This window comes from Oceanimonas marisflavi, assembly GCF_003049725.1.
Lineage (GTDB): Bacteria > Pseudomonadota > Gammaproteobacteria > Enterobacterales > Aeromonadaceae > Oceanimonas > Oceanimonas marisflavi.
This window is the reverse complement of the sequence record NZ_QAGM01000019.1, coordinates 54,110-71,419: the sequence shown is the minus strand read 5'-3', so window position 1 is coordinate 71,419 and position 17,310 is coordinate 54,110. Positions and strand designations below refer to the sequence as shown.

Genomic DNA, 17,310 nt, shown 5'->3' with positions numbered 1-17,310 from the left:
GCGCTTACTGGCCTGTTCCAATAACGGTCTGACGGCTTCAAATTGTGCTCGCGTAATGTCGCTGGGGTATGTTTTTCGTTTCATCCGTCCAGTATCGGCTATTGGCGAAAGATTTCAAACAGGTTCTGAGGGCCGGAATGACGAGTCCCTGCTCCCCAGTCCCTAATCCCTGACAGGTCAGAACAGCGTATTGGACAGCTGATACATCTCTTCGTTAAACGGGCGGCGCAGGTGCTTGATGCAGTCGATAATATCGTGGTGCACGATATGGTTGTTCTGCAGCCCCATACAGCGTCCGCCCAGGCCTTGCAGCAGCAGCTCCACGGCGTGAGCGCCCATGCGGCTGGCCATGATGCGATCCGCCGCCGTGGGGGTGCCGCCCCGCTGAATATGACCCAGAATGGTGGCGCGGGTATCCCGGCCGGTGGCGGCCTGAATATCCCTGGCCAGCTGGTTCACGTCACAGACGTTTTCACAGATGGCGACAATGGCGTGTTTCTTGCCCTTGGCCACGCCTTCGTGAATTTGCTGGATCAGCTCGTCCTGATCAAAGGCCACCTCGGGCACAATCACGTATTCCGCGCCCCCGGCCACGGCGGCAGAAGAGGTGAGATCGCCGCAGTGGCGGCCCATGATCTCCACCACCGAAATGCGGTTGTGGGAGCTGCAGGTGTCCCGCAGCCGGTCAATGGCCTCCACCGCCACGTTCAGCGCGGTATCAAAGCCGATGGTGTAGTCGGTGCCGGCAATGTCGTTGTCGATGGTGCCGGGAATGCCGATGCAGGGAAAGCCCATCTCGGTCAGGCACATGGCGCCCATGTAGGAGCCGTCGCCGCCGATCACCACCAGGCCGTCGATATTGTGCTTTTTCAGGTTCTGCACCGCCTCGATCCGCACCTTTTCTTCCTTGAACTCGGGAAATCGGGCCGAGCCCAGAAAGGTGCCGCCCCGGGTGATCACATCCGACACGCTGTGGCGGTCCAGGGGAATAATCTGATCCTGATGCAGCCCCAGATAGCCGTTCTGAATGCCGTACACTTCCAGCCCGTGATGCAGGCCGGCACGCACCACGGCGCGAATGGCGGCGTTCATGCCGGGAGCATCGCCGCCGCTGGTGAGCACACCAATTCGTTTGATCATAAAGTCCCTCGCTTTCATTCCGTAATGCAGGCGTTGCACACAGAATGTTGGAATTCGTGCCTCATTCCAACCTACCAGGACCGGCGTAGGTTGGCGATGAGCGCAGCGAATCCCAACATTCGAACCTTACGCTCCGGCGCGGATAATGGCGGCGAATTCGTCGGCCTTCAGCGCCGCGCCGCCCACCAGGGCGCCGTCTATGTCGGCCATGGCAAACAGGCCGGCGGCGCTGTCACCTTTTACCGAGCCGCCGTAGAGAATTTGCACGCCGGCGGCCACGTTGGCGTTCTGTTTGGCGAGAAACCCACGAATGGCGCTGTGCACCCCTTGAGCAATTTCCGGGGTGGCGGTTTTGCCGGTGCCAATGGCCCACACCGGCTCATAGGCGATCACGGCACGGCCCAGGGCCTCGATGCCGCACTGATCGATCACCGCCTGCAGCTGGGCTTCCACCACGCTTTGTGTTTCACCGGCTTCAAACTGTTCCAGGGTTTCACCAATGCACAGCACCGGTACCAGGTTTTGCTCCAGCACGGCGGCAAACTTGGCGGCCACCACGGCATCGCTTTCACCGTGCAGGGTGCGGCGCTCGCTGTGGCCCACCAGCACATATTTCACCCCAAATTCCTTGTACATGGCCGGGGAGTTTTCTCCGGTAAAGGCACCGCTGGTGTTCACATCGGCGTCCTGAGCGCCCAGAGCAATTTGGCTGTCAGCCAGCTCTGCTTCGGCCTGGCCCAGAAACAGCACCGGTGGGCACACGGCCACGGCCACCTTGTCGCTTTCGGCGGCGGGCGCCTTGAGGGCGGTGATCAGCTCGCTCACCATGGCCTTGCTGCCGTTGAGCTTCCAGTTACCCATTACCAGAGTCTGTCGCATGTGGAATTTCCTTTCGGTTAAATGGTGGGGATTATAGGGATTTGGTCTGCATTAAACCAAGCCCGCTGGCCCGAGTGCCAGTGAATTGTGCAGTTCGTTCATTCACTGGCCGTTCAGGCGCATCCACAACCGCCCCAGATATTCGTGCCAGGCCAGCTCGCTGCGCTCCAGGTAGCGGGCTCTGGGCAACCAGGTATAAAGCGGCAGGGTGCCGGCGCTTTCCTTGGCCTGATGATCAATGGGCGCGGGCAGGGGCGTTGCCCCCTCGGCGGCAAACAGCGCCATGGCCCGGGGCAGATGACTGGCGGAAGTGACCAGCACCGCCCGGCGGCCGGCAATCAGCGGCGTGATGGCGGCGGCTTCGTCGGCGGTATCCTGGGGCTCGGGCAGCATTACAATTCTTGCCGCTTCAATGCCAAAGGCCCGGGCCACCTCGCCATAGAGCTCGGCACTGGAGCGGCCTTCGCCACCGGCATAGCCGCTGACAATCAGCCGGGCGTCGGGGTGAGCATGAGCCAGCCGCACCCCTTCGCTGATGCGGGCCAGTGCCGCATTGCCCAGCTGGCTCAGCAGCGGCAGGCGCGGATCAGCCACCTGAGCCGCCCCCAGCACAATAATGTCGTCGATGGGCTGGCTGCCCGCATCAAAGGTTGCATAGGTACTTTCCAGCGGGGCAATCAGCGCATTGGCCACCGGCCGGGTACTGAGCAGTACAAGTGCCAGAAGAGACACAGTTACAAAGACCATTCCACTGCGCCTGCGCCGCATTAGCAGCAGAAACACGCCGAACAGCGCCAAAAAAAGCAGCAGAGGCAGGGGTAAAAGCAGGCTTCCCAGCCATTTTTTCGCCAAAAAGAGGGGACTCATGCAGTCTCGCATTTGTTAACCGTAACGGTTGTGCCAGAATAACCGCCTTCGAATCAGCAAGAAACAGCCCGTGCAGCGCAATACCAGTTTTGACGGCAAAAGCCGCACCTTTTCCCGCAATATCTACGGCACCACCAAGGGGCAGATCCGCCTGCGGGTGCTGACCCGGGATCTGGACGAGTGGCTGCCCGCAGCCAGTCGCCCGTTGCGCATTCTGGATGCCGGCGGTGGCTTTGGTCCTGTGTCCCAGCGTCTGGCTGGCGAGGGGCATAGTGTGGTGCTGTGCGACCTGTCGGCGGAGATGCTGGATGAAGCCCGCGAGCAGGTGCAGGAAAAAGGCCTGAGCGAGCAGTTTGACTTTATTCATGGCCCCATACAGTCGTTGCTCCCGGCCGATATTGGCCAGTTTGACCTGATTTTTTGCCACGCCGTGCTGGAATGGGTGGAAGATCAGGCCGGCCTGCTGGCCGGGTTAAATGACTTGCTGCGCTCAGACGGCCATCTGTCGCTGATGTATTACAACCGCGATGCCCTGCTGTATCACAGCCTGGTCAAGGGCAACTTCGATTACGTAAACGCCAACCTGGTCAAGAAACGACGCCAGAAACTGACGCCGGGCTGGCCTTGCCGGCCGCAGCAGGTAGACGACTGGCTGAGTGAGCTCGGCTTTGTTATAACCGGTCGCAGCGGCGTGCGGGTGTTTCACGACTATATGTCGAACGTGCACGGGCCCTTTCCCACCGAGGAAGAAGTCATCGCAATGGAGCTGGCCCACTCCCGCACCGAGCCCTTTATGCACCTGGGGCGTTATATGCACGTATTTGCGCACAAACACGCGCCGCCGGGCTTAACACCGGGCGGCATTTAAAGTGAAGAGAGCAAACCATGACGGAAATGTCCCGGACCCTGCCGGACTGGATCGGCTGGGTCAGAGAGGAAAATTTGGGCCTGAGCCTGCCCCCTGACCGGCTGGCCTTTTTGCTGGCGGTGCACATCTTTGGCCGGGGCGGCGAGCAGCCGCAGCTGTCCGAGGCCGAGCTGCATCACGCCTTTGGTTATGTCAGCAAGGGTTTTGACCAGGCCGACGACACTCAGGCCAGCCGGGCCAACAATGCCATTAACGATCTGGTGCGTCAGCGCCTGCTGAGCCGCTTTCAGGGCGACGGCGGCGAGGGGGAAAGCCTCTATCGCCTGACCCGGCTGGGGCTGGCCATTGTGGAGTTTTTTGCCGCCCAGCGGGAAGTGAGCCAGATAAAGCTCTCGCTGCTGCTGGAGCACATCGCCCAGGAGCTGGACAAGGTCGCCGAGGCCATTGCCGCCAACCCCGACGATCAGGGCTGGGCCCAGAACGTGGAAGGCCGGCTTAAATATTCCGTGGCCGAGCAGCTGGCGCGCATCGACGACACCCAGCGCACCATGGACGAGCAGCAAAACGCGGTCAAGGCCAACATCGCCGCCCTGCTCAACAAAAACTGGCATGAGGCCATTCACGCCTGCGAACAGCTGCTGCGGGAAACCGGCGTCACCCTGCGCGAGTTGCAGGACACCCTCGACAAGGCCGGCCACGGCCTGCAACAAAGCCTGCTCAATATTGAAGAGCAGTTGCAGCAAAGCCCGCGGGGTGAGGGCGTGGCGGTGCTGTGCCAGCAGCTGCAGGCCAGGCTCGACGCCATTATTCACTGGGGCAGCCAGTGCATCGAGCTCTGGTCCCGCTACGACCGCCACGTGCACCGCTTTATTCGCACCGCCATCGACATGGACAAAAACCGCGCCTTCAGTCAGCGGCTGCGGGAGTCCATTCGCCACTTCGACGTCCACAACTGGCGGCTGCGGGTGAGCCAGAGCGTGCCGCTGCTGGAGCTGCGCGACGAAACCATGGCCGCCTACGCCGAGGAAGTGACCGGCGAGCTGCCGGTGGCGCTGGAATATCAGGACATGACCGACGTGGCCGCCGAGCTCTCCGGGCGCATTCGCGAGCATCTTGAGGTGTTTGCCAGCGCCGGCAAGCCCCTGGATCTGGCCGGGGTACTGCGGGACTACCTTCACGATTACCCCCATTACCAGCACTTTGACATTGCGCGCCTGCTGATTGACGAAGCGGTCAGGCTCGGCCATGCCGACGGCGAACTCTCGGGCGCGCCCATGCCCGACTGGCAACCCATTAATGCCCACGGGGCCAAGGTACAAGCACATGTTATCGACCAATACTGATCAGGCCCTGGACCCAAGACTGGTTCAGGCCATTGCCAACCCGCTGTTTCCCGCCCTCGACAACCTGCTGCGCTCGGGCCGGCACATTACCGCCGACGAGCTGGAGCAGCACTCGCTGCTGCAGGAATATTACTCAGAGCTGGATGCCTTTTATCAGCGCTATCAGGCCGAGCTGGTGCGCGCCCCCGAGGGCTTTTATTACCTGCGGCCGCGCTCTACCAGCGAGCTGGGCACTTCCATTCTGTCCGAGCTGGAAATGCTGGTGGGCAAGGTGCTGTGCTACCTCTATCTGAGCCCGGACCGCCTCATTAACGAAGGGGTGTTCTCCGTTGAGGATCTGCAGGAAGAGATTCTGACCCTGTCCAACGAGCAGGCGCTGCTGCGCATGGTCAACCAGCGCGCCGGTGGCAGTGATCTCGACAAGCGCAAGCTGGCCGACAAGCTTAAAAGCGCCCTTCGCCGGCTCAAGCGCATTGGCATGGTGAGCAGCGTGGGCAGCCAGGACAAATTCCGTATTACCGAAGCCGTGTTTCGCTTTGCCGCCGACGTGCGCAGCGACGAAGACCCGCGCGAGCTGCAGCTTCGCATGATTAAGGAAGGCGAAGCCGTGGCCGGCAGCGATAGCACCGGAGCAGAACCGCAGGATGAGCAGGAGAACGAGCAGTGAGTGTGACCCGAGGCAAGTTTCAATCCCTGACCATGGTCAACTGGAACGGCTTTTTTGCCCGCACCTTTGATCTGGACCAGCTGGTCACCACCCTGTCCGGCGGCAACGGCGCCGGCAAGTCCACCACCATGGCGGCCTTTATTGCCGCGCTGATCCCTGATCTTAGCCTGCTGCACTTTCGCAACACCACCGAAGCGGGCAGCCAGTCGGGCAGTCGCGACAAGGGCCTGTATGGCAAGCTGCAGCGGGGCCACTGCTATTCGCTGATTGAGGTGACCACCTCTCAGCAGGAGCGGGTCTGGTTTGGCGTGCACCTGGAGCAGGTGGCCAACCGCGACAACAAGGTGAACCTGGTGCCCTTTGCCCTGCAGGATGTAAATGAAGGTGCGGCCCCCACCGAGCTGCTGCTGAGCCGCCTCGACGACGGTCGCGGCCAGGTGCGCTCCCTCAACGAGCTGAAGGCCGCCGCCCTTGATGCCGGCCTGCGCTTTGCCCGCTTCAATACGGTGAGCGAGTATCACAACTTTTTGTTCGACCTGGGCGTGACTCCGCGCAAGCTGAAGGATCAGCGGGACCGGGTGAAGTTCTACCGGCTGATTGAGGCGTCGCTCTATGGCGGTATTTCCAGCACCATCAGCCGCAGCCTGAAAGACTACCTGCTGCCGGAAAACGCCGGCATTCGCAAGGCCTTTAACGACATGGAAGCGGCGATCTTTGAAAACCGCCGCACCCTGGAGTCCATTCGCGAAACCCAGCGTCAGCGGGATCTGTTCCGCCAGCTGATCACCGAAACCACCCATTACGCCGCCGCCGATTATGTGCGCAACAGCGCCGAAAAGCAGCGGCTGTCGAATCTTGCCCTCTCGGCCCGCCGAGCACTGGCGGAAGAGCGCCGTATTCTGGCCGAAGAAAAGGCCCGGCTGATTTATCTGGCCGATGAATACGAGCACCTGCAGGCCAAAGAGCGGATGTTGACCGACGAGCTGGATATCGCGTCCGAGCACCTGGCCAGGGTGCTGAGCGGGGTCAAGCTCAATGAGAAAATTCAGGCCTATCAGCTGGAGCTGGACGAGCTGGAAGAAAAGCTCGCCATTCAGGAAGACATGCTGGCCGAGCTGCAGGACGAACACCAGCAGGCCCAGGACGCCCGCACCGAGGCCGATGCCGAGGTAGACAGCCTGAAGAGCCAGCTGGCGGATTATCAGCAGGCACTGGATATCCAGCAGACCCGCGCCATTCAGTATCGCCAGGCCCGTCAGGCGCTGGAAGACGTGCGTGCCCGCTGCGAGCTGCCCAACCTTGAGCCCGAGCAGGCGAAAGACGAAGAGCAGCGCCATCAGGCTCAAGAGCAGGCATTGACGCAAACCGTGCTGGAGCAACGCCAGCAGCTCTCGCTGGCTGAGGCGGCCCGGGCCCAGTATGACCAGGCGCTGGCGCTGCTCGAAGCCGTGGCTGGTCCGGTGGACAGGGCTGCAGCCTATGCCAAGGCTACTCAGCTGATTGAGCAGGGGCGGGAGCACCAGAGCCTGCTCGGCCGGGAAGAGGGCATTCGCCGCAGCCTGAAAGACGCCGAGCAGGCCGAGGCCCGGCTGCACAAGGTGCGCGAGCTGCAAACCGAGCTGGCCCGCCATAATCGCAAGGTGGAAAGCGAAGACGAGCTTGAGCTGCAACTGGCGGAGCTCGATGAGCAAAAGGCCGAGGCGGAAGAGCAACTGGCCGAATGTGCCGAGGCCCAGCGCCAGCTACAGTCCGCCGAAGGCCAGCTGGCGCCGCGCATTAAAGCATTGAAGGCTCAGGCCCCGGCCTGGCACAAGGCCCAGCAGGCGCTGGAGCGGTTGCGGGAGCTGGCGAACAAGCCGCTCACCGACAGCAGTGAAATCACCACCGCCATGCAGCAGGCCCTGCGCGACGAGCATCAGGCCGAGCAGACCAAGCAGCAGGCGCTGGCCGCCAAACAGCGCCTGGAGCAGCACATTCGTGTGCTGAGCGGCGGCAGCGATGCCTCTCCCGAGCTGGTGTCTTTGTGCGAGCACCTGGGCGGCACCCTGCTGTGCGAGGTGTATGACGACATTGCGGTGGAAGACGCCCCTTACTATGAGGCACTGTACGGCCCGGCCCGCAACGCCATCGTAGTGGCGGACCCCGAAGCCGCGCTGGAAAAACTGCAGGCGCTGGAAAGCTGCCCAACCGACGTGTACCTCATTCAGGGCAACCCCGACGCCTTTGATGAAGACTTGCTGCAGGCCACCGAGCTGGAACGGGCCGTGTATGTGCAAAACGGCGAGCGCCAGCTGCGCTATTCCCGTTTTCCTGCCGTGCCGCTGTTTGGCCGCGCCGCCCGGGAAGCCCAGGTGGAAAAGCTGCGCGACGAGCTTGAAGCTGAGAGCGCCCGTTATGCCGAGGCCGCCTTTGCCCAGCAAAAACACAGCCGGCTCTACCATCAGCTGAGCGACTTTGTCAGCGACGGCCTGCAACAGGCCTTTGCCCCCAGCCCGGAAGAATTGCTGGCGGAGCTGGCCGAGCAACAAAGTGAGCTTGAGCAGGAGCGGGCGGTGCTTGCCGAGCAGCGCAGCCAGTGGGCCAGCAAGGTGGATAGCCTGCGTGAGCAGCAAAGCCTGCTGCACAAGCTGCTGCCGCTGGCGTCTTTGCTTGCCGACGATGGCGTGGCCGAACGGCTGCAAAGCGCCAGGGCCGATGCCGACAAACTCACCGAGGCCCGCAACTTTATGGCCGCCCACGGCCAGCGCCTGGGCCGGCTGGCCGAGCAGGTGCAGGTGCTGCGCCAGGATCCCGCCGGCTTTGATGCGCTGAAGGCTGCCACCGAGCAGGCTGAAAGCGATTTGGCCGAGGCCCGGGCCCGCACCTATGCGCTGAACCAGCTGGTGGCACGGCTGCCGCACCTGGCCTATGCCGATGCCGAGCAGCTGCTGAGCCAGAGCTCCGCCATGAACGACAGCCTCAAGGCCAAGCTGGCCCAGGCGGAAGAAGCCCGCCGCAAGGCCGGCCTGCGTGCCGAGCAGCTTGCCGGCCGGGTAAGCGATGCCCTGCAGGCGCGTACCGCCCTGGTTACCGGCCGCGATGCCCGCAACCGCACGCTGGGTGAGTTCCGAGAGGAGCTGGCGGCCCTGGGCATTGCGCTTGCCGACGACATGGAGCAAAAAGCCCGGGACGCCAAGCGCGAGGTGGAAAGCGAGCTGGTGCAGACCCGCAACAAGCGCAGCCAGACCGAGGCCCAGCGCCAGGTGACCAAGCGCGAAATAGACTCCCTCAGTCAGCGCCTGTCCAAAGACGGCCAGGGCTATTTTGCCGCCCGCAAGGCGCTGGTGGCCCACAAGGCCAACTGGTCGAAGGTGGAGCGGCTGGCGCGGGATCACGATGTGGAGCGCCGGCTCAAGCGCCCGGAGCTGGCCTACCTCGATGCCGACGAGCTGCGCTCCATGTCCGACAAGGCCCTGGGCACCCTGCGGGTGGCGGTGGAGCACGACGAAGAGCTGCGCGATGCCCTGCGCCTGAGCGAAGGCAACCGCAACACCCTGCAAAAGGTGCAGTTCTACATTCTGGTATTCCGCCACCTCAAGGCGCGCATTCGCCACGACATAATCCGCGCCGACGATCCGGTGGAAGCACTGGAGGAAATGGAAGTGGAGCTGGCGCGCCTGGCCGACGAGCTCACCCTGCGCGAAGGCCAGCTGTCGCTGTCTTCCGTGGAGGTGGCCGCCAAGATCAACACCATTATTCGTCGGGAGCAGACCCGCATTCGCCAGCTCAACCAGGGCCTGCAGAACATTCGCTTTGGTCTGGTGGCCGGCGTGCGCCTGAACGTGAACATTCGCGATACCTATCAGCGCCTGCTGGATGCGTTAAGCGATCCCGAAGGCCGCCATCAGGACCTGTTCAGCAGCAAGGAGCTCAGCTTCTCCGAGGCCATGGGCAAGCTGTATCAGCGCCTGAACCCCGAGCTGGAGCGGGGCGATCGCAGCCCGCAGGTGCTGGGCCAGGCGCTGCTGGATTATCGCAACTACCTGGAGCTGGACATTGAAGTGCAGCGCGGCGCCGACGGCTGGCTGCGGGCCGAAAGCGGCGCCCTCTCTACCGGTGAGGCCATTGGTACCGGCCAGGCCATTCTGCTGATGGTTCTGCAAAGCTGGGAAGAAGAAGCCCGCCACCTGCGTGGCCGCGACGTGCTGCCCTGCCGGCTGCTGTTCCTCGACGAGGCCGCGCGCCTTGACGCCCGCTCCATTGCCACCCTGTTCGAGCTGTGCGAGCGCCAGGACATGCAGCTGCTGATAGCCGCCCCGGAAAACATCAGCCCGGAAAAAGGCACCACCTACAAGCTGATCCGCAAGGTGCACGGCAACCAGGAACACGTTCATGTAGTGGGCCTGCGCGGCTTTGCAGGGGAGGCGGCGTAACTTCTTTTCTGTCGCCCCCGCCTTCTTTATGTCATCCCCGCGTCTTTCTTCGTCATCCCCGCGAAGGCGGGGATCCAGAGCAGACGCCACCGCACCAACCAAAAACGCCCGCAACTGCGGGCGTTTTTATATCTTCGTCATTCTGGCCCCGAGCCGGAATCCATTCCACATACAACTCCATCGTTCTCCTGAACACCGGCAAATAACGGTGCACCTGTAGCTGCCGCTTCAGCCGGCAGGGCCTGTGCAACAGGCCGCCTTTCATCTAAAAAGAAACGCTCACTCCCCATTATGCAAAAGTTCCATTTGAATTCTTTACCTCTGCAGGCACAATAACCGCCTTAACCCCAGCCAGCACAAAGTGGCCCGGTCGCCCGCAAGATCCGGCGGTAGCCTGCCTGACTCAAAAATTTGATCATTTATACAGTGTATTACTTTGTTTGCCGGCACCGTGCGCACTATCTGCAGGCCATGCGCGTGTACAGCAAACCGGGCTTAAAAAAGATCGTGATTTGAGCAGGTTACGACAGGGGAATGTGGATAGTGCGCAAGCGACCGTTGATATCGCGCATGCGTGTTTTTGCTCACGGTTATATGCAGTTGATAAGTGATAACTTATTTATTATCAAAGGCTTATCAACATAAAGTGAGTTGGTGTGGTGGAAGAAATATGCGCATGCGCACTATTAAAATGTTAGTTTTATTAATCTACCCGAGGTATTTTCTTCGTAATATGAATAAGTTTGAATCTATAAGCTCTATGTTAAATCATTTTTCTGCTCTTCCATACGAAGATAGAGAGCAGTTGCCTAGTAATTCAGGTATATACATAGTAACCAGACTAAAAGAAGAAATTTTATATATCGGGAGAACAAATAATTTCTATACTCGCTGGTTATCTCATCACAAAGCTGATGATATTGAATCAATGTATAACAAAAGTGAAGTGTTAATTATATATTGCTCAATGCCTGAAACTGATATTTATTTAACAGAAGCTAAGTTGATAAATATATTCAGACCGCCTTTAAATGAAATTCTATTTTTAGAAAATGAGACAATGCAACTTTCTGAATGGCTCTCTTCTGAAGTTATAGATACTGCAGATATGCCAAGAGAGTTAAGGTTATGGGTTCATAAAAAGTGCCATTGCTCATGTGCTGTATGTGGGAGTATTGTCGGTCACAAGGGAATTGGAATTACAACTTATACTTCAAGTAAAATAACCTCTGAAAACTTAGCTATGGTATGTCGAAAATGTAAGTCTAAAATGCGACACACTAAAAATCTTGAAGAATTTAAAAATTATCGGAAAGAGCTTATTCTAAATCAATTAGAAAAAATAAAAGACGAAATTATATTTTATTATGACAGCGAGACCTTTGAGTTGGAAGAGCTCAAAAAATCTCTGGTAGAGTCTAGTTTGACCCTAGCATTTGAAAAAACTAACAAGGCGTTTAAACGGAACTAAAACAGTGGGTTAGGTTTCGCTTCGCTACACATTATAACCCACTATTTTAGTCCGCTTAACGCGGCGTTATGTGATGCATGGAGGTTCAATTGAAATTACACGATAGGCTTCTTATTGTCGCGTTTATTGCAAGTCTAGTCGTGGTTGTAGTCTTTGAGCTCATAGCCAAGGACTGGCCAGAATGGTTTCATGGTGGCAGTGAAGTCGCTTCGATCTTGGTGAACTTGTCTCTTTCTTGTGCCGCAGGTTGCATAATTTACTATATCTCCGCATACATACCGACAAAACAAGAAGAGAAAAAAAGAGTCGAGGATCAGATTAAAATTGACGAAATAACGTCTATTAGACTAAAAAAGATACTTGATAGCTTTTCGAGGATATTAATAGTTGCCCACAACAATTTACCTTCCTACCAAGAAATTATGGCTCTACCAATATCTGAAGAAAAATTCACCAATTTAACGTCTAATATCAAACCCTCTGATCCGGCTGTGATAGGTAAGCCGTCAAAGATGGGCGGGGATTCGGCTAGGCCAACAATGACTATAGCTGAATTTATATCGGAAGAAATTGAAAGCATAAAGATAGAATCAGAGAAGATTCTAAGGCTGGAAAAATATATTTCGTCCGATTTAATTAAAATGCTTTCTGATCTAGAGGATGTTCCAATTATCAACAACTGGAAAGTCTTAATTGATGACAAGCCCATGCTTATCAGTGGAATTGAGTACATTTCTCCGAGTGGGCCGATTTCAAATTATTTTACATACTTTAAAGCGCTCGATGATGTCTACAAGAGTTTTCAAAAATATATGTATCAATATAGGCATACTAATTCCGGCCGCCAATATTGCACCGAATTGGATAATTACCATAAGGCTCGTTGTGAGCAAAGAATCACATAACAAACCGCTGCACGCCGACACATATTGCTACGCTCGTTTTTGTGTGTCGCTGCGCTCTATTTTACACAAAAACGCTCTCCATAATATGTGCGGATGAGCGGGGCGTTAGGTTTACAGGAGGTTCAGGAGTGAATTGGGAAACAGTTGCTACAAGTATGCTTACTTCTGGTGGGATTCTCTTTGGAGCTTATAAGATATGGTTTCAACGTAGACTAGAAGATCACAAACTTGCTCTTCAAAATAATGCTAAGTTATTTGAGCTTGAGCTTAAAGCCCTTCAAGAATTTGGAGTTATTTCTCAGGATGTTCTTAGAAGCGATTTGGGTGTTGCGAAACACTTGAGCGATGAAGAGGTTTTCATTGTTAAGGCTTGTGAAAATGGGGGAACACTCGAAAAGTTTTTTCAGCAATCAACGCATGCTATGAATGATACGGTTATTATCTCATTCTAAAAGCTTATTTCTTCTTATAAAGACCTACAAGAGAAGTCAAAACCATACCAATCTAAAAATACTACTTACTGCATGGGTAGATATAGTTGCTATGATGAGGTTCCTCCAAAGATAATCGAGTTTGCTAAAGATTGTCGTGAGCAAACTAAAAAAGTCTATAAAACATACAAGCAAGAAGTTTTTAAAAAAGCAGGTAGGTAAAACTAACAAGTCCGTTAAACCGTGGACACAAAACAGCAGGCTTGTGCTCCTTCGTCGCCAATTTTAGCCTGCTACTTTGCGCCGGTTAGGCAAGCGTTAAATAGGAATTACAATGAAATATATACGAGCAGGTAGCGGAGACTACCTTGTTTTGGTGCATGGGGCGCTTACTGATAACTCAATGTGGAATGATCATGTAGAGTATTTATCCTCCTGTTTTGAAGTGGTATCAATTACTCTGCGTTGTTTTGACGAAAGTGATGTTGGGGCTTTGGTTTAAATGATCACGCTGCAGAGCTAGCAAGGTTGGTTAATGAGCTATCCAAAGATAAGCCAGTAAATATAGTGGCCTGGTCTTATGGAGCGGATGTGGTGCTGAATGCACTGGCAAGGCAAGACCTGCCTGTATCAAAGGCTTTTCTTTACGAGCCGGGTTATCCCGGTTGCTTGCAGGAGCCACACCTGAGTGCTTGGCAGCTTGATGCTAACAAGATGTTCTGTCCAGTATTTGAGCATTTTTCAAATGGTAATCTTGAGAAGGCTGTGGAGTTATTGGTTGATGGTTCTGGAAACAAACAAGGATACTTCCAAAATCAAAACAAGAAAGCAAAAGAACTGCAGCTTGCTAAAAGTTATACTTTGGTTCATCAGCTCAACCAGAAAGAGACGCCTTTAATAGATGCCAACAACATATCAGGGATCAGTGCTCCAATTATCCTTGGTTATGGTGAAAACACCCGTGAGCTTTTTAAGCTGGTTACAGTCAAAACTGCAGAGCTGCTAACCAATGCTGAACTAAAGGAAATACTTGGTGAAAGCCACATGCTGCCTCAAGAGAAGCCTGAAAAGTTTTCTGGGTACATTAAGAGCATACTTTCACCACAGGGCTAACAAATAATTCAGGAGTAATAATGAGAAGGTGCCCTTGCCGTGGCTTATACTAAAGCTTCCTTGAAGGGGTAACGATCAACAGAGAGGGTGCCCAAATGACCACGGTAATCGCAGTGCATGAGGTAGACGATGTGGGCCACTGGCTGAGTTCGCCCAAACGGGCCGAGTTTTTTGCCGCTCATGGCATGACGGTTCGCACCTTTGTCAGCCCGGAAGGCGGCAAGCGGGTGGGGCTGATCATCGAAAATGTGCCCAGTCTTGAGGCACTTGAAGCGGCACTTCAGGGCGCCGATGCAGCCGAGGCAATGAAATATGACGGCGTACATCCCGATACGGTAGAGCTCTTTATCGCCGGCCAGCCGGACTGAGTGCCGGCAGGCTCGGTTCAACTCCTTGATGTATTACCTTGCCAAAGTCCTGATCACCGCCGTGCTGGTGGTCTTGATTTCGGAAGTCGCCCGGCGCAGCACTTTTATCGGTGCTGTGCTGGCCTCTGTGCCGGTCACGTCCGTGCTGGCGATGATCTGGCTGTATCACGACACCGGTGACGCGGGCCGGATCAGTGTGCTCGCCACCAGCATTTTCTGGCTGGTGCTGCCCTCTCTGGTGCTGTTTATGTCGCTGCCCTTGCTGCTGGGGCAGGGAGTCAGCTTCTATTCGGCGCTGCTGATTTCCATTGCACTCACGGCAGGCAGCTACTGGCTGATGGTGCTGGTGTTGCGCCATTTCGGCGTTGCACTGTGAGCGCCGGAGCCCCATTCTGCAACAGTCCCGCACACACGTTTTATCCTTTCAGGCACTATACTCATTCGATCACCCGGTACGAATTTCAGGTTACTCAATGGGAGGCGTGAAATGGTGAAGCATCTCCTGGTGTGCTCGTCCGTGCTCTGGCTGTTGGCCGGCACGGCTGCGATGGCAGAGAAGGTGACGGACGAGCCTGCACTTGCCTATACCTTCAAGGATCCGCGTCTTGAATGGGGACCATGTCCGTCGTTTTTGCCGGCAGGCTGTGAAGTTGCCGTTCTTCATGGCGACCCTGCAAAACCGAACGTGGATATCTTTTTCAAGGTGCCGGGAGGTTCCTATATTCCGAGCCATACCCATACATCAGCGGAGCGTATGGTGCTTGTGTCCGGGTCACTGGAGGTGACCTATGAGGGGCAGTCACCCGTCAGGCTGGAGCCCGGCAGCTATGCCTACGGGCCCGCCAGCAGGCCACATCAGGCGGTTTGTGCTGATGGCGATCCCTGTGTGCTTTTTATCGCCTTTGAAGCGCCAGTCGACGCCATTCCTCTGGAAGCCGCCGCAGAGTAGAGACTTAATCCGGCGCTGAACCGGACGGCCTGAGCGGGGCGCCGAATCCGAATGGCATGGACAGAAGTGCATGATGGCAGACGCAATGCACAATCTCACCGACTTTCAGATTAAAACGATCAGCGCCGGCGGTGAAAAGCGGGTGTTAAATGCCCGCAAGGATCCGCCGGATATCCGAGACCGCATCTACGAACCGGCCCTGCTGTCATTAAAGCCCGGGATCGACATGCGTGGCCGCGTGCCGAAGATCCTGGATCAGGGAACGGAGGGGGCCTGTACCGGTTTTGCTCTTGCCGCCGTCATCAATCTGCTGAATGTGGAAAAAGACAATGCGGCCTTTCGGGCCAGCGCCCGCATGCTGTATGAAATGGCCAGAATGCATGATGAGTGGCCCGGGGAAGATTATGATGGCTCGAGCTGTCGCGGGGCCATTCGTGGCTGGAAAAACATAGGGGTGTGCAGCGAGACCCTCTGGCCCTTTGAGACCGATAACCCCGGTGAGATAACCATAGCGCGGGCCACCGATGCCCGCTCCAATGCGCTGGGGGCCTATTACCGCTTGCGGGCGGAGCTGAACGATTATCATCAATTTTGCGCGGGAAACCCCGTCCTTTCAGGGCGGGGAGGGATAGTGCGGCGGCATCAGCCGCCCCTGTTCCCGTATCTCCTTTTAAACTGGCTATCTATACAGTGGTTTACTAAACTAAGCACATGACAAAACGTGCTTATAAATATCGGTTTTACCCGACACCTGAACAGACTGAGCTGTTGGCCCAGACCTTCGGCTGTGTACGTTTTGTTTATAACGCGATACTGCGCTGGCGTACTGATGCCTTTGAGCTGCGCCAGGAAAAAATCGGCTACGTTGGCGCTAACGCCCGGCTGACCGATCTCAAAAAAGATCCTGAGCTGGCGTTTCTGTCTGAGGTGTCGTGTGTGCCCTTGCAGCAATGCCTGCGCCACCAGCAAACCGCCTTCAAAAACTTTTTTGAAGGCCGTGCCAAGTATCCGGCATTCAAAAGCAAGCGGCACCGCCAGTCGGCTGAGTTCACCCGCTCGGCCTTCAAATACCGGAACGGCAAGCTGTATCTGGCTAAGAGTAAAGCCCCGCTGGGCATTCGCTGGAGCCGTGAACTGCCCGGCGAGCCCAGTACCATAACCGTTTCCAAAGACTCTGCAGGCCGTTACTTTGTGAGCTGCCTGTGTGAGTTCGCTCCCAGCAAACTGCCGGTTACCCCCAACATGACCGGCATTGACCTGGGCCTGACAGATCTGTTTATCACCGACAAGGGTGAACGGGTCGGTAATCCCCGCCATACCGCAAAATACGCCGCCAGACTGGCCAAGGCACAGCGCCGGCTGAGTAAGAAAAAGCTCGGCTCGGCCAATCGTACCAAGGCCCGACAGAAGGTGGCGAAACTTCACGCCAAAATCTCCGATTGCCGACAGGACAACTTGCACAAGCTGTCCCGCAGACTGATTAACGAGAACCAAGTAGTCTGCGTTGAATCCCTGAAAGTGAAAAACATGATCCGCAACCAGAAACTGAGCAAAGCCATTGCCGACGCCGGCTGGGGCGAGTTCGTGCGCCAGTTGGCGTACAAGGCAGAATGGGCCGGGCGCTCACTGGTCGCCATTGACCGGTGGTTCCCCAGCTCCAAACACTGTTCGGGTTGCGGGCACACCTTATCGTCGCTGCCGTTGTCGGTCAGAAAATGGGACTGCCCCGAATGTGGTGCACACCATGACCGCGACCACAACGCCGCGACCAACATTAAAGCCGCCGGACTGGCGGTGTTAGCCCTTGGAGAGAATGTCAGTGGCATGGGGTCAGTCTCCGTGTCCTGTTCTCGGTGAATTGGGAATCCCTTTCCTTCAGGGAGGGGAGCAGTCAAGT

Annotated in this window: 16 protein-coding genes; 13 read left to right on the top strand and 3 right to left on the bottom strand. The window is 56.6% G+C overall.

Annotation, left to right across the window (positions count from 1 at the left end; translation table 11 throughout):
* Positions 1 to 177: 177 nt before the first annotated feature.
* The 3 genes from pfkA to elyC form a co-directional block, all read right to left on the bottom strand.
* Entirely contained in the window at positions 178 to 1,140 is a 963-nt protein-coding gene (pfkA, locus tag DA373_RS12290) for a 6-phosphofructokinase (protein WP_107852607.1), read from the bottom strand.
* Between the two features lie 126 nt (positions 1,141 to 1,266).
* Positions 1,267 to 2,019 (bottom strand): triose-phosphate isomerase, encoded by a 753-nt coding sequence (tpiA, locus tag DA373_RS12285; protein WP_107852606.1) that lies wholly within the window; start codon positions 2,017 to 2,019, stop codon positions 1,267 to 1,269.
* 102 nt (positions 2,020 to 2,121) lie between these two features.
* Positions 2,122 to 2,886 (bottom strand): envelope biogenesis factor ElyC, encoded by a 765-nt coding sequence (gene elyC, locus DA373_RS12280; RefSeq protein ID WP_107852605.1) that lies wholly within the window; start codon positions 2,884 to 2,886, stop codon positions 2,122 to 2,124.
* Positions 2,887 to 2,956: 70 nt separating this feature from the next.
* Here elyC and DA373_RS12275 point away from each other — a divergent pair, with 70 nt between their 5' ends.
* The 13 genes from DA373_RS12275 (at position 2,957) to DA373_RS12215 (ending at position 17,270) form a co-directional block, all read left to right on the top strand.
* Positions 2,957 to 3,754 carry a methyltransferase domain-containing protein gene (locus DA373_RS12275; RefSeq protein ID WP_107852604.1) on the top strand — a complete coding sequence of 266 codons (798 nt, stop codon included), beginning with the start codon at positions 2,957 to 2,959 and terminating at the stop codon, positions 3,752 to 3,754.
* A gap of 17 nt (positions 3,755 to 3,771) precedes the next feature.
* The gene (gene mukF, locus DA373_RS12270) at positions 3,772 to 5,097 is read left to right on the top strand and encodes a chromosome partition protein MukF (RefSeq protein WP_107852603.1); all 1,326 of its coding nucleotides are present in this window, start codon (positions 3,772 to 3,774) and stop codon (positions 5,095 to 5,097) included.
* Complete coding sequence (gene mukE, locus DA373_RS12265; RefSeq protein ID WP_107852602.1) at positions 5,078 to 5,764, top strand: chromosome partition protein MukE; 687 nt, start codon at positions 5,078 to 5,080, stop codon at positions 5,762 to 5,764. Before mukF ends, mukE begins: the two co-directional genes overlap by 20 nt.
* Entirely contained in the window at positions 5,761 to 10,176 is a 4,416-nt protein-coding gene (gene mukB, locus DA373_RS12260; RefSeq protein WP_107852601.1) for a chromosome partition protein MukB, read from the top strand. The genes mukE and mukB overlap by 4 nt, the downstream gene beginning before the upstream one ends.
* Before the next feature lie 733 nt (positions 10,177 to 10,909).
* Positions 10,910 to 11,647, top strand: coding sequence for a GIY-YIG nuclease family protein (locus DA373_RS12255; protein WP_157953717.1), 738 nt, complete (start codon positions 10,910 to 10,912; stop codon positions 11,645 to 11,647).
* Between the two features lie 89 nt (positions 11,648 to 11,736).
* The gene (locus DA373_RS12250; protein ID WP_107852599.1) at positions 11,737 to 12,552 is read left to right on the top strand and encodes a hypothetical protein; all 816 of its coding nucleotides are present in this window, start codon (positions 11,737 to 11,739) and stop codon (positions 12,550 to 12,552) included.
* A 128-nt stretch (positions 12,553 to 12,680) separates the two neighbouring features.
* Positions 12,681 to 13,004, top strand: coding sequence for a hypothetical protein (locus DA373_RS12245; protein WP_157953716.1), 324 nt, complete (start codon positions 12,681 to 12,683; stop codon positions 13,002 to 13,004).
* A 570-nt stretch (positions 13,005 to 13,574) separates the two neighbouring features.
* Positions 13,575 to 14,096 (top strand): alpha/beta fold hydrolase, encoded by a 522-nt coding sequence (locus DA373_RS12240; protein WP_198650308.1) that lies wholly within the window; start codon positions 13,575 to 13,577, stop codon positions 14,094 to 14,096.
* A gap of 95 nt (positions 14,097 to 14,191) precedes the next feature.
* Positions 14,192 to 14,464 carry a hypothetical protein gene (locus DA373_RS12235; RefSeq protein WP_107852597.1) on the top strand — a complete coding sequence of 91 codons (273 nt, stop codon included), beginning with the start codon at positions 14,192 to 14,194 and terminating at the stop codon, positions 14,462 to 14,464.
* 28 nt (positions 14,465 to 14,492) lie between these two features.
* Positions 14,493 to 14,840, top strand: coding sequence for a DUF3147 family protein (locus DA373_RS12230; RefSeq protein WP_198650311.1), 348 nt, complete (start codon positions 14,493 to 14,495; stop codon positions 14,838 to 14,840).
* A 111-nt stretch (positions 14,841 to 14,951) separates the two neighbouring features.
* Entirely contained in the window at positions 14,952 to 15,413 is a 462-nt protein-coding gene (locus tag DA373_RS12225; protein ID WP_107852595.1) for a cupin domain-containing protein, read from the top strand.
* Between the two features lie 70 nt (positions 15,414 to 15,483).
* A complete protein-coding gene (locus tag DA373_RS12220; protein WP_107852594.1) occupies positions 15,484 to 16,128 on the top strand; it encodes a C1 family peptidase in 645 nt (214 codons plus the stop codon).
* Entirely contained in the window at positions 16,125 to 17,270 is a 1,146-nt protein-coding gene (locus tag DA373_RS12215) for an RNA-guided endonuclease InsQ/TnpB family protein (RefSeq protein WP_107852593.1), read from the top strand. The genes DA373_RS12220 and DA373_RS12215 overlap by 4 nt, the downstream gene beginning before the upstream one ends.
* The last annotated feature ends 40 nt before the right edge of the window (positions 17,271 to 17,310 follow it).